The organism is Solirubrobacter soli DSM 22325, assembly GCF_000423665.1.
Classification (GTDB): Bacteria; Actinomycetota; Thermoleophilia; order Solirubrobacterales; family Solirubrobacteraceae; genus Solirubrobacter; species Solirubrobacter soli.
Genome location: NZ_AUIK01000008.1, coordinates 1 through 23,451 on the forward strand (window position 1 = coordinate 1; position 23,451 = coordinate 23,451).

Below are 23,451 nucleotides of genomic sequence, written 5' to 3' on the forward strand. Positions count from 1 at the left end.
TGGCAGCGCGACGCGGGGGCGGGCGCGAAGACGCCCGCGCGGGCGAAGGACCGCCGCGCGGGCGGGGCCCCGCGCGGCTAGTACGTCTTGTAGGCCCGCCAGACGCTGTAGAGCGCCCAGGCGGAGGCGCCGAGCATCGCGAGCCAGAGCATCGGGCCGAGGGGGCCGGCGTCCCAGAGGCGGCCGGTGGCTACGACGGCGAAGGTGGCCAGCGCCAGGGCGCCGTACAGAAGGCCGCGCTGGCGTTCCTCGAGGCTGAAGAGGGTCTCTCGGCGTTCCATGTAGACGCGGTAGCCGAGGAAGAACAGGCTCGCGAGGAAGATGACCGAGAAGATGTTCGCGATCGTCGCGGAGGCGGTGCCGCCGCCGGGGATCTTCCAGACGGCGACGGCGAGCGCCAAGACGATGGCGGCGTTGCGAATGTGCTTGTTGCGGTCAGGGCCCATCCGGGCCTCAACTCTAGCCCGCGTTCACGTAATCGGGCGAGGGCGCGGCTTCGAGGTCATCCAAACCGCTCTCGGGCAGGGGCGCCCCGGAGCCCACGGGCTCCTCGACCGGCTCGGCCGCGAAGCGGTAGCCGATGCCGAAGTGGGTGTGGATGTAGCGCCACGAGGGCGAGACGCGCTCGAGCTTCGAGCGGAGCTTGCGCACGAACACGTCGACCGACCGGTCGCCGTGGACCATGGCGTAGCCCCACACCCGCTGGTAGATCTCCTCGCGCTGCAGGACCTGGCCCTCGGCCTCGGCCAGCAGCTGGATGAGCTCGTACTCGCGACGGGTCAGCTCGACGGACACGCCGCCGACGAAGGCCTGGAACTGGTCGGCGCGGATCTCGACCTCGCCGATCACGACGGGGCCCTTCTCGACGCGCACGTCGGCGCGCTTGCGGCGGCGCACGACGGCCTCGATGCGGGCGATCAGCTCTTCGGGGTGACAGGGCTTGGTGACCCAGTCGTCGGCGCCCAGCCGCAGCCCGCGCACGCGCTGGGCGACGGAGGACTGTCCGGTGCACACGATCACGCCCAGGCCGGGCAGCCGCGCGCAGAGCTTGTCCAGATACGTCCAGCCCTGCGGACCAAGCACGGCCAGATCGACGACGACCGCGTTCAAGCGCAACGCGACCATCGCATCAAGAGGAACAGGAGACGCCAACACGCGGTGCTGCCAACCCATCCCCTCAAGGCGCTTCCCCAGGACCTGCAGGAAGCCGGTGTCGGAATCGATCACCGCCAGGCGTACAGCCGCCTGCCCTGCGGCGCCGGCGCGCCGCTCGTCAACCACCATCGTCGTCATCTCCCCCCGGACACTACTCACGAACGAGCATTGGTTCGAGCCGCAAAACGCTCCGGTAACTACATCTTTACAGGGCGGAAACGGGAATGTCGGACGACGCTCAGGAAACGTGCGAGGCGTCCGAGAACTCTCGGAACTCGCCCGTCACAACGAACGCGACCTGCTCGCCGATGTCGACGGCGTTGTCGCCGATCCGCTCTATGGCACGGGCCACGAGCATCATCGACATCGCCCACTCGCGCCGGTCGGCGTCGGTGCCGACCTCGACCGCGCGCGCGAAGACGCACTTATTGAGGCGATTGATCTCGCGGTCCTGTCGCACCAGATCCTCGGCGACCGCAACATCTCGCAACAGGAAGGCCTGCTTGGACTGCTCGACCTCTGACCGGGCGAGCCTGCCCATCCGGAAGATGTGCTCGAGCATCGCCTCGTCCTTGGGCGGCTCGTAGCCGACCACGGGGAGCATCTTGGCGATGTTCACGCACTGGTCGCCCATCCGCTCCACGTGCTTGATCACGTGCAGCAGCGCGGCGACGACCCGCAGATCCGAGGCGACGGGCGCCTGCAGGGCCAGCAGCGAAAGGATCCCCTGCTGGACCTCGAGGTAGCGCCCGTCGATCCGGTCGTCGTCATGGATGACGATCGACGCGAGCTCGATGTCCTGGTGCTCGAGGGCCTCCATGGTCCGGTCGAGCGTCCGCACGACGAGATCGAGCCCGCCGAGTGCCTGCACCTCCAGGTCGCGCAGTTCCTCCTGGAAATGTTGCCGTCCACCTGTAGGCACGAACGGCTCCTTACCCGAATCGTCCGCTGACGTAGTCCTCAGTCTCCTGTTGGCTGGGGTTGGAGAAGATCTTCTCAGTCGTGTCGATCTCGACGAGGTGGCCGGGCTTGCCCGTGCCCTCGATGTTGAAGAACGCCGTCATGTCACTGGCGCGGCTCGCCTGCTGCATGTTGTGCGTGACGATGACGATGGTGTACTCCTTCTTGAGCTCGCCGACCAGATCCTCGATGGCCAGCGTGGCGATCGGATCCAGCGCGGAGGCGGGCTCGTCCATCAGCAGGACGTCCGGCTCGACGGCGGTCGCACGGGCGATGCAGAGGCGCTGCTGCTGCCCGCCGGACAGGCCGATCCCGGGCTTGCCGAGCCGGTCCTTGACCTCTTCCCAGAGGTGCGCGCCGCGCAGCGAGCGCTCGACGATCTCGTCCATCTCGGACTTCTTCATCTTGCGGCTGTTGAGCTTCAGCCCCGCCGCGACGTTGTCGTAGATCGACATCGTCGGGAACGGGTTCGGCTGCTGGAAGACCATCCCGATCTGCCGGCGGACGAAGACCGGGTCGGCGCCGTGCGCGTAGATGTCCTGGTCATCGAGCAGGACCTCGCCCTCGACGTAGGCGCCGGGGACGAGCTCGTGCATCCGGTTCAGCGATCGCAGGAACGTCGACTTGCCGCAGCCCGAGGAGCCGATCAGGGCGGTGACCTTGTTCGGCTGGATCGTCACGTTCACGTCTTGGACGGCCAGGAACGAGCCGTAGTAGAGGTTCAGAGACGTGACGCTGATGGTCTTGGCCGCGGTTGCGACAGCCATGTCGTTCCTTTCAAGCTGAGTGGTCATCGCAGGACCGCACCGAAGCGGCGATAGACGAGGCGCGCGGCCACGTTGAGGATCATCACGATCAGGATCAGCACCAACGCGGCGGTCCAGGCGCGATCGATCGACGGCTGCGGCGGCACGCCGGGCGACTTGTACGAGTTGAACGCGAACACCGCGAGGTTGGCCATTCGCCCGTCGAACGGGTTGTTGTTGACGGAGGTCACGACGCCCGCGGTGATCAGCAGCGGGGCGGTCTCGCCGACGATGCGCGCGATCGCGAGCATGACGCCGGTGACGATGCCGCCCAGCGCCGTCGGCAGCACGACGCTCACGATCGTGCGCGACTTCGACACGCCGAGGGCGTACGACGCCTCGCGCAAGCTGTTCGGGACGATGCGCAGCATCTCCTCGGTGGAGCGCACGACGATCGGGATCATCAGCACCGAGAGCGCGACCGCGGCCATGATGCCGAGCCGGACGCCCGGGCCGTAGAAGATCGCGAACAGCGAGTAGGCGAACAGGCCGGCGACGATCGACGGGATGCCGGTCATGACGTCCACGAAGAACGTCAGCGCATGGCGCAGACGGCCCTTGCCGTACTCCTGCAGGTAGATCGCGGCGAGGATGCCGATCGGGACCGAGATGATCGTCGCGCAGGCGGTGATGATCAGCGTGCCGATGAGCGCGTGCAGCGCGCCGCCGCCCTCGCCGATCACGCCGCGCATCGACTCGGTGAAGAAGCCGGCGTCGAAGCGGGTCATGCCGCGGTTGATCACGGTGAACAGCAGCGACACCAGCGGGATCAGCGCGAGCGCGAACACCGAGGTGACCGAGTAGGTGAAGAGCCGGTCGATGGCGCGGCGGCTGCCTTCGACGCCACGCGACCACACGTACGTCGCGACGGCGCCGAGCACCACCGTGCCGACGAAGAACAGCGCCGGATCGAAGCCGACGACCAGGAGGATCAGCCCGACGACGACGGCCGCGCCGCCCGCGGCGCCCCACGGCGCCCACTTCGGCAGCTTGCCGCCCTGCACGGGGGTCGAAGCGGGACGCGTCCGGGTCGGCGGGGCCTGCTCGGGGACCGCGATCCGGGCCTCAGGCGCCGAGGACGGCGCCGGCGGATCGGTGGGCGCGGGAGGTACCGGTGGCACGGGAGGCGCCTCGGCGTCGGTGCGATCGCTCTGCGGAGGAGTGCTCATCAGATCCGGACCTGGCGGTTGATCACCCAGCGCGCGGCCATGTTGACGACCAGCGTCACGGCGAAGAGGACGAGGCCGGCGGCGATCAGCGTGTTGACCGCGAGGCCGGAGGACTCCGGGAACTGCAGGGCGATGTTGGCCGCGATCGTCGACGGGTTGGCCGAGCTGATCAGGTTGAACGTCACGTCGCCCGAGACCGAGAGCACGATCGCGACGGCCATCGTCTCACCCAGCGCGCGGCCGAGGCCGAGCATCGACGCGCTGATCATCGCCGAGCGCCCGAACGGGAGCACGACCATGCGGATCATCTCGAAGCGGGTCGCGCCCAGCGCGAACGCGCTCTCCTGCAGGCGCCGCGGCGTCTGCTCGAAGACGGTGCGGGTCACCGCGGTGATGATCGGCAGGATCATCACCGCCAGGACGAGGCCGGCGACGGCCATCGTCCGGCCGGTCGCCGTCGGCGGGCCCGCGAAGAACGGGATCCAGCTCACGTGGTCGGCGAGCCACTCCTGCACGCCGACGGACGCCGGACCGAGCACCGCGATGCCCCACAGGCCGTAGATGACGCTCGGGATCGCGGCCAGCAGGTCGATCACGTACGACAACGGCTGGGCGATCCTCGGCGGCGCGATCTGGCTGATGAACAGCGCCACCGCGATCGCGGCGGGGACGGCGATCACGATCGCGATCACCGCCGCCACCAGGGTCCCGAAGGCGAGGGGCCAGATGTACTTGACCAGCCCCTCACCGCCGGGGATGTCTTTCGAGGACGCCGTGATCGCCGGCCACGCCTTCACCAACAGGAAGAGCGCGACGCCCGCGAGGGTGGCGAGGATGAGCACCCCCGCGCCGAGTGCCAGGCCGGCGAAGAACCGGTCACCGGTCCTCGCGCCCTGCGAGTCGAAACGGCGTCCTCGCGGGTCGATTTGTGCGACGGTCACGACGTTCGCTCCTTCTCGTTAGCCGGCGCCGATGGCGTCGACCGCGGGCTGGATCTGCGTCCGCAGCGAGTCGCTCAGCGGAGCCGAACCGGCGTTCTTGGAGCCGGCCGCCTGACCGTCAGCGCTGATGACGTACTTCAGGTAACCGCCGACGAGCTTCCCCTGGGCGGCGTCGTCGTACTTGGTGCAGGCGATCGCGTAGGACACGAGCACGATCGGGTACGTGGTCGCGTCGTCCGTCGTGCGGGCGACCGTGAACGTGAAGACGTTCTTGCCCGGATCCTCGGTCTTCTTGGAGGCCTCGAGGATCTTCGCGGCGGCCTCAGGCGTCGGGCCGACGTACTCCTCGCCGACCTTGATCTTGGCGATGCCGAGCTCGCGCGCCTGGCTCTCGTCGGCGTAGCCGATCGTGCCCTTGCCGTTCTTGATCGCGTCGACGACGCCGGAGGTGCCCTGCGCGGCCTCGCCGCCCTTGACCGGCCAGACCTGGTCGGCGTCGAACGTCCAGACGTCCGGAGCGGCCTGATGCAGGTAGTCGGTGAAGTTCTGGGTCGTGCCCGACTCGTCGGAGCGGTTGACCACGGTGATGCGGTCGCCCGGGAGGTTGGCGTCCGGGTTGTCGGCCTTGATCGCCGGGTCGTTCCAGGTCTTGATCTCCTGCTTCATGATCTTCGCCAGGGTCTCCGGCGAGAGCTGCAGGTTGTCGACGCCCGCGAGGTTGTACGCGATGGCGATCGGGGAGATGTAGACCGGGACCTCGACGAGGCCATCCGGGCCGCCGCAGCGCGCCTGCGCCTTGGTCAGCTCGTCTTCCTTGAGCGCGGCGTCAGAGCCGGCGTAGGCCACACCGCCGGAGATGAACTGCTCGCGACCGCCGCCCGACCCGACCGGGTCGTACGAGATGGTCGCGTCCGGGTTCGCGTCCTGGAACCCGGCGATCCACGCCTGCTGTGCAGCATCCTGGGCGCTCGAACCCGCACCGGCGAGGTTGCCGGAGAGGGCCGTCTGCTCGCTGCTGCTGCCGCCGCCCGAGCTGGCGGGCGGGGTGGTGGCGTCGTCGCTCTCACCACAGGCAGCGACGCCCAGCGCCAGGGCGACGACCGCCGCACCGGCGAACCGATTGAACTTCATCGAACCTTCCTTCTTGTGAATGAGCCGACGACGCTTGCAGGCCGGCGGCGCAAGTCTGTTACCGAGGTGTTCCCGACCTGTGAAAAGGATGTGAAGGCTCGGGCTGGAAGCGGTACCCGAAACCGAAGTGCGTATGAATGAACGCCCAGTCGGGCAGCGCCGTCGCCAGCTTGCTGCGCAACTTGTGGACGTAGACATCCACGGACCGGTCCTGGCCACGTAGCGGAGCGCCCCACACCGTGGTGTACAGCTCGTCGCGGCTGACGATCCTTCCCTCTCGGCGGGCCAGAGCCGCAAGGAGATCGAGTTCGCGGACGGAGAGCGACAGCGTGCGTCCGCGCGCACGCGCCAGGTGCTCCGAGGGTCGAATCTCGAGCTCTCCCGCGGTCAAGACCTCCACGTGCTCACTCGTCTGCATCGCGGCGTACCTTCGAACGCCAAGCGACATCGCCGGTTACACGGCGGTGAACGACCTGTGAACAACTTGTGAACTCACATTTCCGCCACTTCTCGGTTTCATGGCTGGAGTTGTCTCGCGCCCATGCAAACCCCACGAATCCTGGGTGCGACAGCACTCATCGTTCTGGCCGCGGCGCCGTCGGCGTCCGCGGCGTTCGACTTGGAGGCCCACCGCGGCGGGCGCGGCCTGCGGCCTGAGAACACGCTCGCGTCCTTCGGGAACGCGATGCGGCTGGGTGTGACGACGCTCGAGCTCGACACGGGCGTGACGAAGGACGGCGTGGTCGTGGTCTCGCACGAGCGCCGCTTCTCGACGCTCGAGTGCTCCGGCCCGCACATCGGCAAGCTGATCAAGGACCTGACGCTCAAGCAGGTCAAGCAGATGGACTGCGGCACGCGCCACCCGGACGTCCCGTCGACGGACCCGTTCGTCGGCACGCAGGAGTCGGTCCCCGGCACGAAGATGCCGACCCTGGCCGAGGTCTTCCAGCTCGCGAACCGCTACGGCGCGAACGTCCAGTTCAACATCGAGACCAAGCTCGACCCGACACTGCCGAAGGAGACGGTCGCGCCCGCGACGTTCGCGCGCAAGGTCGTCGATGTCATCAAGCGCTACAAGGTGACCAACCGCAGCCTCATCCAGTCCTTCGACTGGCGCACGTTGGTCGCGGCGCGCAAGCTCTCGCCGTCGCTGCGGCGGGTCGCGTTGGCGCAGAAGACCACGGTCTTCAAGGGCACGAAGTGGACGGCCGGCATCGAGATCGGCGCCAAGCCGTTCGACGACGGCTCGCTCGCGCTGGCGGTCAAGGACGAGCTGAAGGCCGACGTGCTCTCGCCGCTGTTCACCGACATGACCGACAAGCTGATCAAGTCGGCGCACAACCGCAAGCTGACCGTGATCCCGTGGACGGTCAACGAGAAGGCCGACATGCGCTCGCTGATCAACCGCGGCGTCGACGGCATCATCACCGACTACCCGGATCGCCTCCGCGACGTGATGGACGAGAAGAACCTCGACCTGCCGGACCCGGTCGCGTCGCCCTTCGACGTCGAGGCGCACCGCGGCGGCCGTCGCTACCGGCCGGAGAACACGCTGCCCGCCTTCTCCTACGGCCTCTCGCGCAACGTCGACACGCTCGAGCTCGACACGGGCGTGACGTCCGACGGCGTCCTCGTCGTCGCCCACGACCGCGCGATCAACCCGAACCACTGCACCGGCGACGCCAGCATCCTCGGCAAGCCGATCCACGAGCTCACGCTCGCCCAGATCAAGACGCTCGACTGCGGCTCCAAGGGCGACTTCGCCGGCCAGCCCGGCTGGGTGGCGTCCCCCGGCGCGAAGATGCCGACGTTGCAGGAGGTCTTCGACCTCGTCGCCGCCTCGGGCGACGACGACGTCCGCTTCAACATCGAGACCAAGATCTCGCCGACCGCCGACGACACCGTCGGCTACGACGTCTTCACGGCCAAGCTCGTCAAGGCGATCCAGGACAACAACCTGCAGGACCGCGCGATGATCCAGTCCTTCGACTGGCGCACGATCCGCCTCGCCAAGCAGCTCGACCCGCGCATCCAGACCGTCGCGCTCGTCTGGCAGTACGCGGGCGCCGACTGCGATGACATCTCCGACGAGTGCTCGCTCGAGGCCGTCGTCGGCGACCCGTCCGTCATCTCCCCCTGGACCGGCGGCCTGGACTGGTGGCGCTACAAGGACCTCGGCCGGCTCGTGCGCGCCGCCAAGGCGGACGTGGTGAGCTCCAACTGGCAGGTCCACGACCCGACGCAGGGCAAGGTCGACTCCTCCGACTACTACCTCAAGGAGGACCCGGCGATCTACCACGGCCCGCCGGTCCCACAGCTCCAGGACCGCGGCCTGAAGGTCGTCCCCTACACGGTCAACGACCAGCCGACGATGCAGCGGGTGATCGAGCTGGGCGTGGACGGGATCATCTCCGACGACCCCGAGACGCTCCTGCTCGTCGCCAAGCGCAACGGCCTGCGCTGAGCCTCCAGGCCCGGGGCGCTACCCCTCTTCGGAGGCGGCGGCGCCCTGGGCCTTGTTGAACCCGCAGCGGAACGTCTCGGCGGCGGACACGGGCTTGGAGCCGGCGAAGCCGCCCTTGTCGTGGTTGTCGTAGACCGTGACGTACTGCAGCGACTGCGGGGCCGGGTTGGCGGGGAGCGGGACCGGGTCCGGCTCGCCCGCCTTCGGGTCGCCGCGGGAGCCCTCGGTGACGCCCTCCGAGCCCGCGGCGGACGAGCCCGCCTGGGTCGTGATCAGCGTCGCCGACATCTCGCGGCGGTCCTTCATGCCGTCGGTCGGGTCCACGTCGGGCGAGGAGGAGACCGGCGCGTCGTCGATCGTCGAGGCCAGCTTCACCCGCGACGCCGCGCCGATCAGCTGGGCCGCCGTGGGCAGGAAGCCGCCGGCCTCGACGCACGCCGCGGTCGCGTAGAAGTAGTCGTTCTTGCCGATGTCCTCGTTGGGCAGCGGGTACGGCGCGGACTGCAGGCACCACGTGCCGAGGTCGACCGTCTGCGGGTCGCAGGTCATCGTCAGGTCGGACGCGCTCTTGCCGCCCACCCGGTCCGCGTTCTTCGCGCTCGCGACCTTCGGGATCGCGGCGGCGGGGAACTTGCCCTTGCGGTCGAGCTTGAGCACCGCGTTCGGCTTGGGCTTGGAGACGACCTTCAGCGCGGCGTCCGCGACCCCCGAGAGGGAGAGGACGAGCGCGAGCACGGCAACGGCGAGGAACTTCATGGGCGGCGCCTCCGGTAGGGGTCGCGGGCGGGGATGTGGACGGCGGCGGCGGCGACCCCGCGCTCGCGCCGGCGGATGCCGAGGCGCACGGTGGCGCCCGCGAACGCGGCGAGGACGATCACGCCGTACAGGAACAAGCTGGTCGGCATGTGCTCCTCGAAGCGATAGGCGAGCGCCGCCGAGGACTGCTCGGGCGCGGCCTCCTCCTCACGCTTCTCCTCGAACACGCGGATCACGGCGCCGCCGGGCGGGATCGGGCGCGCGAACCCGGCCGCGGGCGGCGGCGGCGTGGCAGGGGGCGGGCCGGTGCGGGTCGTACGTGGCGGCGGAACCGTCTCGTCCACCGGGATCGGCGGGGGCGTGGGCTGCGGCGCCGGGACCCGCGGCTTCTCGCGCGGCTTCTCGCGGGGCTCGGGCTCCTTGGCCGCGGGCGGCGGGGGCGGGACGATCGGCGCGACGCCCGGGCCCGGCTGGGGAAGCGGCGACGGCGGCAGAGCGGCAGAGCCGGGCGGCGCGGACGCGGTGAAGCGCTTCGGGTCCAGCGGCCGCGTGCCGCAGGGCCGCTGGACCGAGCCGGCCAGAACGGTCACCACGGTCGAATAGGCGAGCCCGCCGGCGCGCACGGTGATCGTGGTCTTGCCCGCGTTGAACGGGCAGAAGAGCCCGGAGTGCGGGTCGGTGACGACCTTGTCGCCTGCGCCGATCAGCGGCTTGCGCAGGTTCGTCGACGCCGGGTCCTGCGCGACGAAGTCGCCGATGTCCGGGTCGGAGGAGCTGAACTCGTACTCGGGCGTGACCCGGGTCGCGCACGCGGGCCCGGTGCACGGCTGCGCGGGCAGCTGCGTGTACGGGTCCGAGCCGGGGGGCTGCGGGTCGCCGCCGCCGACGGCCGCGCCCCAGCGGTCCCCGCCCACCGGCCGGCGCCCGAGGCCCTGGAACAGCGACGGGCGCGAGCGGCGCAGCAGCGTGCCGTCGACCGCCTGCAGCGTGAGCTCGGACACGACCGGTAGCAACCGGACCACGACGGGCGCGCGGTTGGTCGCCGGGTCGCGCTTGGAGACGTCGATCTCGGCCAGCAGCAGGCCCGCGTCGCCGAACACGGCGTCCGGCCCGTTGAGCGTGTTGGCCAGCGCTGAGCGGTACCCGAGCGTGCCGGTCCCGAACGCGGGGATCGTCTGCTCGGCGCCGCTCGGGATCGGGTAGATCCGGTTCTCCTCGGGGCGCTCGAAGAAGTACGCCGACGCGCCCCCTTCGACGAGCGCCTGCGCGACGGCGTCGCCGTCGGTGGCGACGTTGAGGCTCGGCTGGAAGCGTGAGTTGAGGTCGCGGCTGCCGACGACGATCGCGGGGATCGAGTGGGCGCGCGCGTCCGCGAGCATCGCCTTCAGCCACGGCAGCTGCGGCTCCGGCGGGTTCTGGTGGGCGTCGGACGCCTCCAAGGACCCGCGCGAGTTGTCGATCACGATCACGCGCACGGTCCCGCCGGAGCCGGCGGAGTCGAACGCGTAGTGCGTCCGGGCGCCCGCGGCCGCCGGGGTCGCGCCCGCCACCGGCGTCACGCCCGCCGGGGCGTCCCCGGCGCCGAACGGCGCCGGCGCGCCCGCGAAGGCGCCGCTGAAGGCGGTCGAGGTGCCGCCAGACGTGTCGGCCGCCGACGCGGCCGCGTAGGCGGGCGCGCCGGACTCGAGCAGCGACGCGTAGCGCGCGCCCTCGCGTGCCGTCAGCGTCTGCTCCGGCGCGAGCCGGCCGCCGGTGTAGAGCAGCATCCGCGGCCCGCCGGGCTGCGAGGCGAGCTGGCCGACGGCGTCCTTGGCGGCCTTCAGGCTCTGGTCGGGGCCGATCCCCTCGTCGCGCAGGTCCGCGCACGGCGACTCGCACTCGGCGTGGCCGGCGACCGCGAAGCGCGCGACCGCGGAGGTCATGTCGGTGCCCGTGCGCACGAGCGCGGGCGGTTGCGCAGGCTGCGCGCCGACCGCGTAGCGCATGACGGCCGCGGTCTGCACGCGGGTGCGGTCCGCGCGGCCCTGGGTCGAGCGGTTGCCGTTGCCGCGACCCGCCGCGTCGGACTCCCCGCTCCAGCCGCCCAGCGCCCAGCCCTCCCCGCTCGCGGGGTCGACCAGCAGCGCCCCGACCGGGTCGGACTTCACGGGCCGGTCGGCGGTGGAGCCCGCGTAGGCCGTCCGCTGCTCGTCGCGCCAGCCGGATCCGGTCTCGCGCACGAGGTAGCCGTCGCCCGGAAGCGGGAACGGCGGGACGAGCGGCGGCGGCGAGTCCGGGCTCGTCTCCGGCAGGATGTCCGGCACGGGGTACGGCAGCTGCGGCTGCACGGCCGCCAGCGCCTTCACGTTCCCGTCGGCGCGGAACGCGGCCAGCGCGACCGGCGTGACCCCGAGCAGCGGCTGGGTCGAGAAGCGCCAGGCGGAGGTCGGCCCGTCGCGCTCGATCACGAACCCCGGGCCGGCAGCGACCGCGCCGCCGTCCGGAAGCCCGGCGACGCTGGTGAAGTGCGGCGCGGCGCCCGGCAGCTTCGCGAACAGGCGGCGCACGTCCTCGTCGACCCGCCAGGTCCCGTTGTCGTCGATCAGCAGGTCGGTGTCCGCGGCGACGATCGCCTGCGCGCCCGCGAACGCGATCGATGTCAGGTCCGCGGTCGCGAAGCCCTCCGGGAGGGTCTCCTGCGTCCAGGTCTTGTCGTAGCGCAGCAGCACGCCCTGCTTGCCGACCGCGTACCCGCGCAGCGGATCGCCGGGCTGGAACGCGATCGCCATCAGGTTGCCCTCGAACCCGACCGGCGCCGCCGGGTCGCGCTCCCACAGGCCGGTCTCGGCGCGCCACATCCACATCGCGCCGAGGTCGCCGACCGCATGGGCGCGGCCCGGCTCGGGCCAGGCGACGCCGCGCAGCAGCGGCTTGGAGACCGCGCCGGAGGAGGAGAGCAGGAACTCGCGGGTCCAGCCGGCGCCGGGCACGTAGCGCAGCACCCCGCCCTCCTGGCCGACCGCGAGCGCGCCGGAGTCCAGCGAGCCGGCCGGCTGTCCGGGCGCCGTCACGGCGGCGGTGAGGGGCGCGCGGGCGCCGCTCGCCGGCCAGGCCAGCAGGTGGTCGGGGCGCGCCTCGGTCGTGACCTGCACGGGGCCTTCGAGCCAGCCCTCGGTGGACGAGGTGAACGCGGCGCTGGGGCGGTAGGAGCCACCGCCGCCGGGCATCCGCACGAAGTCGTCGCCGCGGCGGACGAGGTACGCGCCGAGGTTGTCCTCGTCGTCGCCGCCGGGCGGGATCGCGTTGGAGATCACGCGCCCGCCGCCGGCGAAGCCGATCGAGCGGTACCCGAGCCCGCGCGAGAAGCGCGCGCCGAACGGGTGGTCGCAGTGGCCGTCGTCGCACCACGACGCGACGCTGCCGGAGCCGGAGCGGAAGAACGTGGCGTCGGTGGCGCCGTCGAGCGCGGCGTCGATCCACACCCCGCCGTCGACGACGGTCAGCGGCTGTCCGCCGGCCGGGAGCGGCTTGGCGGTCGCGGGCAGCGTCAGCGGACGCGAGAGCCAGTGGGTGCCGGAGCGCTGGAAGAGACCGAAGGTGCCGTCGCCATCGGCGCCGAGCAGCCACGCGTCGGATCCGCGCGCGTCGATCGCGAGGATGTCGAAGGCGTTCAGCTGCGCGCCGGCGAGGTCGATCGGCTCGCGCGTCCACGTGCGCGCGCCGTCGTCGTAGTGGAGCACGGCGTCCTCGACGCGGCGTCCGAGGACCCCGAACAGGGCGTGCACGTTGCCGCCATCCTCGTAGGCGGCGTCCGCGATCCGCCCGCCGCCGCCGTCCTCGGCGATCGTCTCGGCGCGGTTCGGTTGCGGCGTCGCGGTCGGGGTGGGCGTCGCGGTCGGAGTCGCGGTCACGGTCGCCGTCGCGGTCGGAGTGGGAGTCGCCGTGGCGGTGGCGGTGGCGGTCGCCGTCGCGCTCGGGGTCGCCGTCGGTGTCGGCGTGGGCGTGGGCGTGGGCGTCGGATCGGCGCCTGCCAGCATCCCCGCCGGGACCGCGGGCGCCTCGCGGAACCGCCCGCCCGGCTTGCGCACGAGCACCGAGACGCCCGCCGAGCCGCTGCCGACCAGCAGCCCGCCGCCGCCCGGCGTGATCCGCGCGGAGGCGCGGTTCGGGTCCGGGCCGCGGATCGTGTCGGCATCGGCGTCGGTGGGCGTGTCCACCACCTGCCAGCCGGCGTCGTGCGTCCAGCGCAGGAACGCCAGCTGCTGCGTGGTGCCGGATGCCGGGGCGAGCTCGACCCCGTTCGGGAGCCCGGTCTCGCGCGGGAGCCGCCGGTACGCCCACACCTCGTCGCCCGCCGCGCCCATCAGGACGGTGCCCGTGTCGGCCGTGCCGAGCACCGGCTGCGCCGTCAGCGCACCGTCATCCGCCGCGCCCGCCTGAGAGAGCACCACCCACGCCGCCGCGCTGGCGAGCAGCGGCACGAGGACCAACCATGCCCGCCGCACGTCACCCGCCCTCCGGGGAGCTGACGGTCGTGTCGTCGCCCGGCTTCGCGATCTGCGAGTCGTCGATCGTCAGCTCCTTGGTCTTGAAGCTGAGACGGGTCGGCCACTTCTTGCGCGACAGCTTGAGCTTGATCGTGTGCTTGCCCTTCTTGAACGTCCTGTTGGGCGACTTGGCGACGGCCCGCCCGTGGCGGCTCGCGATCAGCTGGATCCTGGCCTTGCGGGTGACGGTGAACGACAGCGACAGCGTCGTGCCCTTGAGCTTGGGCTTGGAGAGGTTCTTGATCAGCGCCTCGAGCTGCTCCGGCTCCTGGGCCACGGTCGAGTCGGTCTGCACCTCGACCGGCGGCGGGGCGAACAGCTGCGAGTCGTCAGCGGGCGCCGCGTCGGGGACGAACTGCTCGGCGGCCTCGTTCGGGCGCGTCGTGATCGGGCCCGCGAACGCGGGCTCGGTGTCGCGCTCCAGGGGCGTGCCGTCGGAGTAATGGAACAGCCACCCGGCGTTCGTGACCATCCAGCCCTGGCGCTCGCCCGGGAACGCGATCCGCGCCGCCGCGCCGCGGCCGGAGCCCGACGGCGGCAGTGACTCGACCGTCGTCTCCCCCGTGTCGCCCGCGATCCGCGCGACCAGCGCCTTCGCGTTCGTGCGCCCGCGGTCGGCGAACGGGACCAGCGCCGCCCAGGCGTTCAGGCTGTCCGGCACCGCCGCGACGTCCTCGAGCCGGTCGGCGACGCCGAACGTCGCGCCCTTGAGCTCCACCTCCCGGAACACCTCGCCGCCACCGCCGCGGCGCAGCACCGCGAGTGGCGGGCGCTGGACGACGCCGTCGACGCCGTGCTCGGTCACCTCGGGCCCGGAGGCGGCACCGCCGCCGACCGCCCACACGGCACCCGTGCCGGGCGCCACATCGGCCGCCAGCAGCTCGCTGCCGCCGTCGGCCTGCTCGTCGGGGACGAACGGGTCGTTGGCGAAGACGCCGCCGTCGATCCGGTGCAGCAGCAGCGGCTGGGACTCGAGCGGCCGCGGGTCGGGTGCGTCGGCCGACCCACGCCGCGAGCCCACGGCGACGGTCTCCACGAAGCCCTCGCCGGCCGCGACCAGGTCGGTGACCGCGCGCCCGCTGCGCGCGTTGTAGACGGTGCGCAGCGCCGAGCCGTCCCAGTGCAGGTGGAACGCGCCGACGCGCGTCCCCGTGGGGTCGCGCGACCCGATCCCGCCGAACCAGCAGTCGTCCGCCGCGCGGCAGGCGGCAGCGTTCATCGACCGGTACGGATCGGCGGCGTTGTCGGCGGTCGAGTAGGAGGCGACGACCGCGCCGTCCTTGAAGTGGCAGAGCGCGGTGCCGGAGCCCTGACGCGGGCGCGACGGCTCGGATACGGTCCAGAACTCGGTCGGCCCCGCCCACGCGATCCGCATCGTGTCCCCGGGACCGCCGCAGACGGTCGCGAGCGTGTGCCACGAGACCCCGTCCCACGCCAGGATCCCGCGCGGGACGACGCTGTTGCCCTCGACCGCGAGCAGCCCGCGGTTGGGCGCCCAGAACGTCAGGGAGCCCGGCGTCCCGAGCGCGACCTGGAACGGCGCGCCTTCGGGCGGCGCGGGCTGCTCGAGCCGCCAGCGCGGCTCGTCGGCGGACGCCACCGACACCAGCCCGGCCCACAGCGCGAGCGAAACGACCGCCCGCCGGATCACTCGACCGGCCGGCGCCCGTTGACGCGGATCTCGTCGACCTCGATGGGCGTCACGGGCGACAGCAGCGCCTCGAGCGCCACGCCGGAGACCGTCTCGAGATCGAGCAGCACCTGGGCGATCTCGCGGACCGCGTCCCAGTTGGCGCGCAGCACGACCGACGCGCGCTCGACCGCCTCGGCGACGAGCCGCTCGATCTCGCGGTCGATCAGCTCGAGCGTCGCCGGCCCGACCGAGCCGAGCTCCTGCAGCGAGGCGCCGAGGAAGACCTCGCCGCCCTGCTCGCCGATCGTCACCAGGCCGAGCTCGGGCGACATGCCGAACGACGTGACCATCGAGCGGGCGAGGTTCGTCGCTGCGTGCAGGTCGTCGTTGATCGCCGTCGAGACCATGCCGAAGTGCACGCGCTCGCCGGCCGCGCCGGACACGATCGCGGTCAGCTGGCGCATGAGGTCGGCCTCCTGCAGGACCGTCACGTCCTTGTCGACCAGCTGCGAGGTCGCGGTGCCGAGCGTGCGCCCGCGCGCGACGATCGAGAGCTTCTGCGCCCCGCCGCCCATCGACTGCCCGATCGCGCGGGCGACGACGGCGTGCGACGCCTCGTGGATCGAGATCACCTCGCGCTCGCGCGGGGACAGCACGTGCGACTTCTTGGCCGGGCCGGAGACGACGCGGTCGATCGCCTCCTCGAGCGTCGGCTGGTCGATCGTCCCGGTGCCTTCGCGCACGGCGAGCAGCGCGGCCTCGTTGACGACGTTGGCCAGCTCGGCGCCCGAGAAGCCCGGCGTCATGCGGGCGATGTCCATCAGGTCCGCGTCCGGGTCGATCGGCTTCTTGCGGCCGTAGAGGCTGAGGATCTCGTAGCGGCCGTGGACGTCGGGCGTGTCGATGACGACCTGGCGGTCGAAGCGGCCCGGGCGCAGCAGCGCGGGGTCGAGGATGTCCGGGCGGTTGGTGGCCGCCATGACGACGATCCCGGCGTCGCCGCCGAAGCCGTCCATCTCGACCAGCAGCTGATTGAGCGTCTGCTCGCGCTCGTCGTTTCCCTGGCCGATGCCGGCGCCGCGCTTGCGGCCGGCGGCGTCGACCTCGTCGATGAAGATGATCGCCGGCGCCATCTTGCGGGCCTTGGCGAACAGGTCGCGCACACGCGCGGCACCCACGCCGACCAGCGACTCGACGAACTCCGCGCCGGAGACGGAGAAGAACGCGGCGTCGGCCTCGCCCGCGGTCGCCCGCGCCAGCAGCGTCTTGCCGGTGCCGGGCGGCCCGACGAGCAGCACGCCCTTGGGCGGCGCGGCGCCGAGCTCGAGGTACTTGGAGGCGTCGGCCAGGAAGTCGCGGATCTCCCGCAGCTCGACGACCGCCTCGCCCGCGCCGGCGACGTCGTCGAACGTCAGCCGGTTGGCGGCCTTGGCGCCGCGCTTGCGGCCCTTGCCCTTGAAGTTGGAGAACGAGGCGATGCCGCCCGCGCCGCCGTCGGCACCGAGCCGCGTGAACAGCGCGAACAGGCAGACGAGCAGCAGGATCGGGATCAGGAACTGCACCACGATCTCCAGGGCCGGCTTGCCGGCCTGCTGGTCGATGTCGACGATCGCGCCGTTCTTGCCCAGCAGGTTGATCAGCGAATTGAGCTGGGCGTCCGAGCTCGGGTAGGCCGCCCACAGCGTGCGGCCATCCGCGGTGTCGATCACCGCTCGCGCGTCCTGGTCGAGCAGCGTCGCTCTGACGATCGCCTTCTGGGTCGAGAGCTGCGTCATCGTCGACAGCGGCGTCTCGCTGCCCGGCGACGACGGCAGGGTCTTGCCCAGCAGCAGGAAGAAGGTGATCGTCAGGCCGATCGACGCCGCCAACAGGAACGTCGAGAGCGGGTCCTTGGTGAGGCGGCGCACCAGCCCTGCGAGCACGCTCCCCAGGGTCCCGGCTATGCGCCGAGCGGCGCTGGGGCGGTTCGTCAGGGCTGATGTGTCGCGACTCATTGGAGGGCTACTAGTCCTTCTTCTTGGCCTGCTTGACCGTCACGGACTTCGTGACCGTCTTGGCAGCGCCGCCGGTGGGCGTGTAAGTGACCTTCAGCGTCACCTTGAGCTTCCTGTCCTTCTTGAGGGCGCTCTTGGCCTTCGAGGACAGGCTCACGGTGACCGTCTGCGCGCCGGCCTTGGTGACCGTGACGTTCTTGGCGGCGAGGTTGATCGCCTTGCCCTTCTTGGGCTTGGTCGAGGAGGCGACGGTGATCTTGCCCGCGCCCGGGACCTGCAGCGAGAGGCGGATCGACGTGCCGCTCACGCGGGCCGAGGCGATCGTGATCGCGTTCGACGGCGGCGTCGGCGCCGGCGGCTTCTGGTCGCCGACGGGCGTCGCGGTCGGGGTCGGCGTCGGGGTCGGCTGCACCTGGCCCTCGCACGCACGGCCCGCGCCGCCCTTGTTCCAGCCGATGGCCGCGACGCCGTCCTTGGCCACGCCGAGCACGCTGACGGGCAGCGCGTCGTAGTCGTTCTTCGGCAGGCTGTTCTGACCGGCCGTCGAGAGCACGCCCTTGGTCAGGTAGTCCTTGACCGTGCGGGCCTTGGCCTCCTCCTCGGGCGAGACGCAATACGCGACAGCGTTGTCGTCGAACGCCATGTCGTACGTCAGCGTGCAGATCGCGTACGTCTTGCCGCTCAGGGTCGAGTCGGTCGTCGACCAGTCGCCGTACGTCGGGTCCAGCAGCGGGGCGCCCGGCATGTTGCGCGGCTCGATGCCGGCGCAGTTGGCGCCGCGCGTGGTCGCGCCGTCCTTGTAACCGTCAGCGTCGGACTGCGGGTCGTCGTAGGTGTCCGCGTCGTTCTTGGTGCGCTGCATCGGCAGCCAGAAGATGCGGTCGAACGAGCCGTCGGTCGTCAGCGTGAAGCCGCCGCGGCCGCGCGCCGTGGCGAGGTCGACGTAGCCGATCGAGCCGGCGTTGGCCGCGAGCTTGACCGCGTCCGCGAGCGCGCCGCCGCCGTCGGCGCCGGGGCGGATCGCGGTGCCGTCGCTCGGCCAGACCTGGTTGCCCAGCGTCCGCCAATCGGTGTTGGCGGGGTTGATCGCCAGCATCGCCTGCTTGAAGGCGAACGTGGACCCGGACGAGTCCTTGCGGACGATGCGCTTGATCGGCTTGGCGGCGCACGCCGGGTCGATGCCTCCGATCAGGCCGCCCCACGTCGTGATCTCGCCGTGCCAGGCCTTCTCGAAGTTGACCAGCGTGACCTTCGGGCGGCCGCGGTAGAGCGGGGACGCGCCGTAGCTCGTGCACTCGTCCGGCAGGTGGACGATCGCCGTGATCGCGCCGATGGCGACCGGGACGACGTGGAGCTTCGCGTTGTCGGCGGCGGTGACGTCGGCGCCGTTGGCGTCGATCGGGCCGGCCTCGATCCACTCGCGATGCTGCTTGGTCGGCGGCTCGTCCGCGCCGGCCCAGCGGTAGCTCGGGTTACGGGCGCCGAGCGTGTTGCCGCTCTCGCGCGAGCCGAGCGCCGCGCGCCCCGCGCCGGAGCCGGTGCCGGCGTACGTGACGTTCGCCGCCGACGCCGTACCGCAGCCGACGGGCGCCTCCTGCCCGTACACGCCCTTGAAGCCGATGAAGGCGCTGTTCTGGAACGTCGCGCCCTGGCCGGGCGCGGCCCCGCCTTGGCACTCGGTGAGGGTGAAATCGGCCGACGCGACCGGAGCGGCGAAGAGGGCGGCGGCAACCGCACCCCCGACGCTGAGCGCCAAACGGCGCCGTCGCGTGCTGAGCGCGAACGAAGACATGACCTGGGACGACTCCTTCGTGAAAGCGATCTTGGCCCGGACCGAGCGGCGGGCTTGCCTGCCCATCCGGGGCATGGACGACGGGCAGCCTCGCGGAACCGCGGCGCCCCGTGAAGAGGCGTTCACCGACTTCAAACGGGTCATTTACATGACCGCAACAGGCCGTTCACTTCTTTTTCGGAGGAGCGCTGAAACGGACCGTCGTCGTACCGCTCAGCGGGGCTCCTGAGACCGGCGTGAACGTGACCGTCGCGGACCCGTCGAGCTTCTTGTTGCGCCGCGCGAGCGCCGCGTACTTGCTCGCGAGCTTGACGTCGAGCGTGACCGCGCCCTTCTTCTTGACGCTCTTGGTCGAAGAGCCGAGGAGCTTCGCCGCGCCGCGCAGGCGGCCGTCGTCGTCGGGCAGGCGCCCGCGCACGGCGATGGCGAACTTGCCCTTGTCCGGCGCGCGCACGAGCAGCCGCACACGACCCTTCGGCGCCTTGCGCACGGTCACGCGCAGCTTGGCGACCACGGGCGGCGGCGGGTCGAAGCTCTCGGCCGGCAACTCGGCCGGCGGCTCCTGCTCGACGGGCGCCGGCGGCGGCGCATCCGCGCGGTCGATCACGAAGACGTCGGCGCGCTGGTTGGCGTCGCCGAAGAAGAGGTTGTCGGCGCTCGAGACGAACGCGATCCGGCGCCCGCCGTCGGAGAGCGAGAGCGCGTTGCCGACGGCGCCGTCGGCGTTGCCGCCGGCGGTGCTGCGCAGCGCCCGCTGGATGTCGCCGGTGGCCAGGTCGATCAGGTAGAGCTCGTCGATGCCGACGGCCGTCGTCGGCGCGTCGACGAGCCGCAGCGCAGGGAGCAGGAACCGCGTGCGCTGCGTGACGATCGCGGCCCAGCGTCCGTCCGGCGAGAGCGCGACCGACGAGATCGCCGACGCGTCCGCGGGGTCCTTGTTGGTCCCCTCACGTGTGAGCTCGCGGCTCCCCGCGGTGCGGGTCACGCCCTCGTGCATGTCGGTGACCCAGAGGTCCTGGGTCACGCCGAGGATGCTCGGCCGTGGCGGTGCACCGGTGATGAACGCGACCCGGTAGCCGTCGGCGCTGAGCGCCGGCAGCGTGCCGGTGATCCCGGTGCCCGCGTACTGCTCGCGGTCGCTGAGCGGTCCGGTGCACCCGTCGACGACGGTCGGGACGCCGGGGTAGCTCGTGCACTCGGGCAGGTCGGGCTCGACCGGCCCGGTGATGCGGCGCGTCGCCCCGCCGTCCACGCGGCGCCACAGGTAGTAGAAGATGCTCGCGTCCGAGATCTCCCCCGCCAGCATGCGCGTCTGGCGCTCGGCGGCGGTCCCAGGCCAGGCGACGGTCGTGCCGTCGGCCGAGAGCGCACCGCCCGCCGACGCGCCGCCGACCGGCTCGCCCGTCGTCATGTCGCGGGTGAGCAGCGTGGTGCGCTTGGTCGAGCGGGTGCGGACGAAGAGCTGGTACGGCGGCGTGGTCGGGGACGCGGCGTCCGGCAGGTCGGAGTCGATGTCGACGCTGCGGAAGAGCACGCGGTCGCCGTCATCGGAGATCGCGACCCCCGGGCTGACGTCGGCGCCGGGGTTGCGCCCCGGGAGGTCCGGGTCGCGGACGCCGTAGCTCGCGGACGCGTCGCCGCCGTCGCGGGCGGAGATCAGCTCGTAGCGGCCCGCGTCGACGTCGCGCAGGTAGACGTCGATGTTGCCGTTGGTGTCGGCGGGGACGAGCTTCTCCGCGGTCGAGAAGACGACGTAGCGCCCGTCGGCCGAGATCGACGGGTTGCGCGCGCCGCGCACCCGCACGGTGCCGTCGTCGCCGATCAGGTCCCCCGGAGCGATCAGCTCGAGCCGGCCGGACGCGACGTCACGCCGCATCACGCCGCCGTCGTAGTGGGCGCCGCGCGGGTCGGCGAAGTCCGGCCCGAAGAGGTTGCGCGCGCGGGTCTCGAAGACCACGAAGCGCCCGTCGGCGGAGATGTCGGGCGCGCCGCTGGGCTCGTCCCCCTGCTCGCGCAGCTCCAGCGACGCGGAGACGATCGTCGCCCCCGGCGGCACGTAGGCCTGGGCCGCCACGGGCAGCGCCAGCACGACGAGCACGACACCCAGCAGCCTTCTCACGGCGAGACCCTCTTGTTGAAGCTGACGCGGTTGCCCGTCTTGTCGCGGGCGGTGACGGTGATGCGGAACGGGCCGCCGGAGCGGTAGCGGTGGGCGGCGGTGCGGCGCCCGGACGAGCGCTTGCCGTCGCCCCAGGCGACGTTGACCGAGGTGTTGTCGACGCCCGAGGTCGGGTCGGAGACCGTCACCTGCACGAGCCGGTTGCGGAAGCGCTGGACGCGCACCCGCGGCTTGGTCTGGTCGACCTTGAGGTCGGCCGGGCGGCTGGTGGTCTCCTGCCCGCCCGCGTCGGTGGCCACGACCTGCAGGACGTGGACGCCGTCGTCGAGGTCGCGCGGGCGCAACTGCAGCTTCGTGCCCTTCACGTTCTCGGCGACCGTGTCGTCGTCGATCGTGACGGCGAACGTGACGCCGCCGATCGCGTGGGCGGGCATGTCCCAGCGGATCTGGGGCGGCGTGCGGACGAAGCTCGTCGGCGCGTTGGCGGCGAACGGGTCCGGCGGGGCGTCGACCACGAGCCCGGCGATCTGGCGGGCGGGCGGGCTCCCCTGGATCCAGCCGAGCAGGCCGTCGCCGAGCCCGGTCCCGGCGAGCCCGAAGCCCGACACGGTCCCTCCGGCGGGGGCGGCCAGCGCCTGGCTGACCGGCACGCCGTCCGCGCGGCGCTCGGTCACGCCCATCCCGCCCGAGCCGCCACGGCGCACCTGCCAGGCCGCGACCGCCGCGCCTGAGGCCGCGATGTCGACCTCAGGCGTCCCCGGAATGCTCGTGCGGCCGTCGTCGAGCCGTTCGACCGGGCTCACGGTGCGGTCGTCGGCGGGCGTGAGCAGGCTGCGCTGCGCGAGCCCGAAGGCCGTCGCGGTGTCGCCGACGCGGTCGACCGCGACCGCCGCCGGGCCGGGCGAGACCGCCGGCGGCGTCGTTTCCGTCCCACCGTCGACGAACCGCGGCGGCCCGAACGCGGACGCATTGGGCGCCGAGGTCTCGGGGATCGTGGCCAGCAGGAGCCGCGGGCCGGCCGCCGTCTGCTGGCGGAAGGCGATCGCGCCCTGGCCGAAGCCCGCGCCGTCGAGCGAGAACTGGTCCACGCGGCCGCCGGTCGCGGCCGGCGTGACCTGCGTGGCGATGCCGAAGTTGGTGCCGAACAGGCGACGCGCCCAGATGCGGTCCACGAGCGTGTCGTCGGGCTCCTGCCAGGCGAGGATGCCGTTGCCGGTCGTGTCCATCGTCACCTGCGGCGGCGCGCTCTCCCCCGGGGCCCTCAGCGGTGCCTGGGGGTTGCGGTTCAGCGGCAGGCCGAAGCCCGACCAGTAGGCGCCGTCGTAGCGCGCGGCGCGCAGCTCGCCGCGGGTGTAGCCGGGCGGGTCGGTGCCGGTCGGGACCTGCATGACGAGGTAGGCCAGGTAGGCGTTGCCGCCCGGGCTCATCGCCAGCGTCGGCGCCGTGCCGATCGACTCGCCGACATTGAGGTCGACCGGCACGGGCGGCTGGAAGCGGGAGGCGCCTGGATCGAGTCCGGCCGAGTACAACCGATCGGACCCGGGGCCGAACTCCTGCACCCACGCGACGACGAGCCGGCCGCCTGACCCGGCGCCGATCACGGGCCAGGAGGAGTCGAACTGCTGCCCGGCGTCGATGCGCTGCGGCGCCCGCCAGTCGCGGCCGTCGAACTGCGCGGCGAAGATGTGCGTGCGCCCGTCGACACGCTTGCGGTAGACGATGCCGCCGGTCCCGTCGGGCGCCATCGCGGTCCCGCCGAAGTCGACGATGTCCGATGACGGGCCGTCGATCGGGGTGACGGAGGAGATGCTCGCGGCGGCGGTCGCGGGGATCAGGAGGCAGGCGAAGAGGACGCAGAGGATGCGCACGATCCGCCGAACCTACGGCGCCTTCACCGGACTCGAACGAGGGCTTTACGAGATGACCACAACTTGGTGTCTCGCCTCGGAGAGAGTGGCGCCGCTGCGGGCTTTGCCATGCCCGCACGGACTCGAACTGAAGGAGC

The 23,451-nt window shown here is 71.9% G+C and carries 16 protein-coding genes; 1 reads left to right on the plus strand and 15 read right to left on the minus strand.

The features are described from left to right. Nucleotides 1-77 precede the first annotated feature (77 nt). From G569_RS0104285 to G569_RS45485, 8 genes are all read right to left on the minus strand, one after another. The gene (locus tag G569_RS0104285) at nucleotides 78-446 is read right to left on the minus strand and encodes a hypothetical protein (RefSeq protein WP_028062504.1); all 369 of its coding nucleotides are present in this window, start codon (nucleotides 444-446) and stop codon (nucleotides 78-80) included. Between the two features lie 13 nt (nucleotides 447-459). Continuing rightward, nucleotides 460-1,293: a response regulator transcription factor gene (locus tag G569_RS45475; RefSeq protein ID WP_084284177.1), complete on the minus strand. Its 834-nt coding sequence runs from the start codon at nucleotides 1,291-1,293 to the stop codon at nucleotides 460-462. 100 nt (nucleotides 1,294-1,393) lie between these two features. Then, the gene (gene phoU, locus G569_RS0104295; protein ID WP_028062505.1) at nucleotides 1,394-2,077 is read right to left on the minus strand and encodes a phosphate signaling complex protein PhoU; all 684 of its coding nucleotides are present in this window, start codon (nucleotides 2,075-2,077) and stop codon (nucleotides 1,394-1,396) included. A 10-nt stretch (nucleotides 2,078-2,087) separates the two neighbouring features. Further along, entirely contained in the window at nucleotides 2,088-2,882 is a 795-nt protein-coding gene (pstB, locus tag G569_RS0104300; protein WP_028062506.1) for a phosphate ABC transporter ATP-binding protein PstB, read from the minus strand. A gap of 23 nt (nucleotides 2,883-2,905) precedes the next feature. Further along, nucleotides 2,906-4,042: a phosphate ABC transporter permease PstA gene (gene pstA / locus G569_RS45480; RefSeq protein ID WP_211232906.1), complete on the minus strand. Its 1,137-nt coding sequence runs from the start codon at nucleotides 4,040-4,042 to the stop codon at nucleotides 2,906-2,908. Between the two features lie 47 nt (nucleotides 4,043-4,089). Continuing rightward, on the minus strand, nucleotides 4,090-5,031 hold the full coding sequence (gene pstC, locus G569_RS0104310; RefSeq protein ID WP_028062507.1) for a phosphate ABC transporter permease subunit PstC: 942 nt from the start codon (nucleotides 5,029-5,031) through the stop codon (nucleotides 4,090-4,092). Nucleotides 5,032-5,049: 18 nt separating this feature from the next. Then, nucleotides 5,050-6,162, minus strand: a complete 1,113-nt coding sequence (gene pstS, locus G569_RS0104315; RefSeq protein WP_028062508.1) for a phosphate ABC transporter substrate-binding protein PstS — start codon at nucleotides 6,160-6,162, stop codon at nucleotides 5,050-5,052. Nucleotides 6,163-6,220: 58 nt separating this feature from the next. Beyond that, entirely contained in the window at nucleotides 6,221-6,562 is a 342-nt protein-coding gene (locus G569_RS45485; RefSeq protein ID WP_169542063.1) for a winged helix-turn-helix domain-containing protein, read from the minus strand. A gap of 141 nt (nucleotides 6,563-6,703) precedes the next feature. On the opposite strand from G569_RS45485, the gene G569_RS57250 reads away from it, so the two are divergent. Then, a complete protein-coding gene (locus G569_RS57250) occupies nucleotides 6,704-8,626 on the plus strand; it encodes a glycerophosphodiester phosphodiesterase family protein (RefSeq protein WP_084284181.1) in 1,923 nt (640 codons plus the stop codon). A gap of 18 nt (nucleotides 8,627-8,644) precedes the next feature. Here the strand turns inward: G569_RS57250 and G569_RS0104330 are convergent, their stop codons facing one another. The 7 genes from G569_RS0104330 to G569_RS0104360 form a co-directional block, all read right to left on the minus strand. Beyond that, nucleotides 8,645-9,382, minus strand: coding sequence for a hypothetical protein (locus G569_RS0104330; RefSeq protein WP_028062509.1), 738 nt, complete (start codon nucleotides 9,380-9,382; stop codon nucleotides 8,645-8,647). Then, nucleotides 9,379-13,842, minus strand: a complete 4,464-nt coding sequence (locus G569_RS64455; RefSeq protein WP_157591811.1) for a beta propeller repeat protein — start codon at nucleotides 13,840-13,842, stop codon at nucleotides 9,379-9,381. The genes G569_RS0104330 and G569_RS64455 overlap by 4 nt, the downstream gene beginning before the upstream one ends. A gap of 25 nt (nucleotides 13,843-13,867) precedes the next feature. Next, entirely contained in the window at nucleotides 13,868-15,559 is a 1,692-nt protein-coding gene (locus tag G569_RS0104340) for a hypothetical protein (protein ID WP_028062510.1), read from the minus strand. Continuing rightward, nucleotides 15,556-17,463 carry an ATP-dependent zinc metalloprotease FtsH gene (gene ftsH / locus G569_RS0104345; RefSeq protein ID WP_245602385.1) on the minus strand — a complete coding sequence of 636 codons (1,908 nt, stop codon included), beginning with the start codon at nucleotides 17,461-17,463 and terminating at the stop codon, nucleotides 15,556-15,558. The genes G569_RS0104340 and ftsH overlap by 4 nt, the downstream gene beginning before the upstream one ends. An 82-nt stretch (nucleotides 17,464-17,545) precedes the next feature. Beyond that, the gene (locus G569_RS0104350) at nucleotides 17,546-19,327 is read right to left on the minus strand and encodes a substrate-binding domain-containing protein (RefSeq protein WP_028062512.1); all 1,782 of its coding nucleotides are present in this window, start codon (nucleotides 19,325-19,327) and stop codon (nucleotides 17,546-17,548) included. Nucleotides 19,328-19,493: 166 nt separating this feature from the next. Beyond that, complete coding sequence (locus G569_RS0104355; RefSeq protein WP_028062513.1) at nucleotides 19,494-21,446, minus strand: TolB-like translocation protein; 1,953 nt, start codon at nucleotides 21,444-21,446, stop codon at nucleotides 19,494-19,496. Next, nucleotides 21,443-23,314 carry a PKD domain-containing protein gene (locus tag G569_RS0104360; RefSeq protein ID WP_028062514.1) on the minus strand — a complete coding sequence of 624 codons (1,872 nt, stop codon included), beginning with the start codon at nucleotides 23,312-23,314 and terminating at the stop codon, nucleotides 21,443-21,445. Before G569_RS0104360 ends, G569_RS0104355 begins: the two co-directional genes overlap by 4 nt. Nucleotides 23,315-23,451 lie beyond the last annotated feature (137 nt).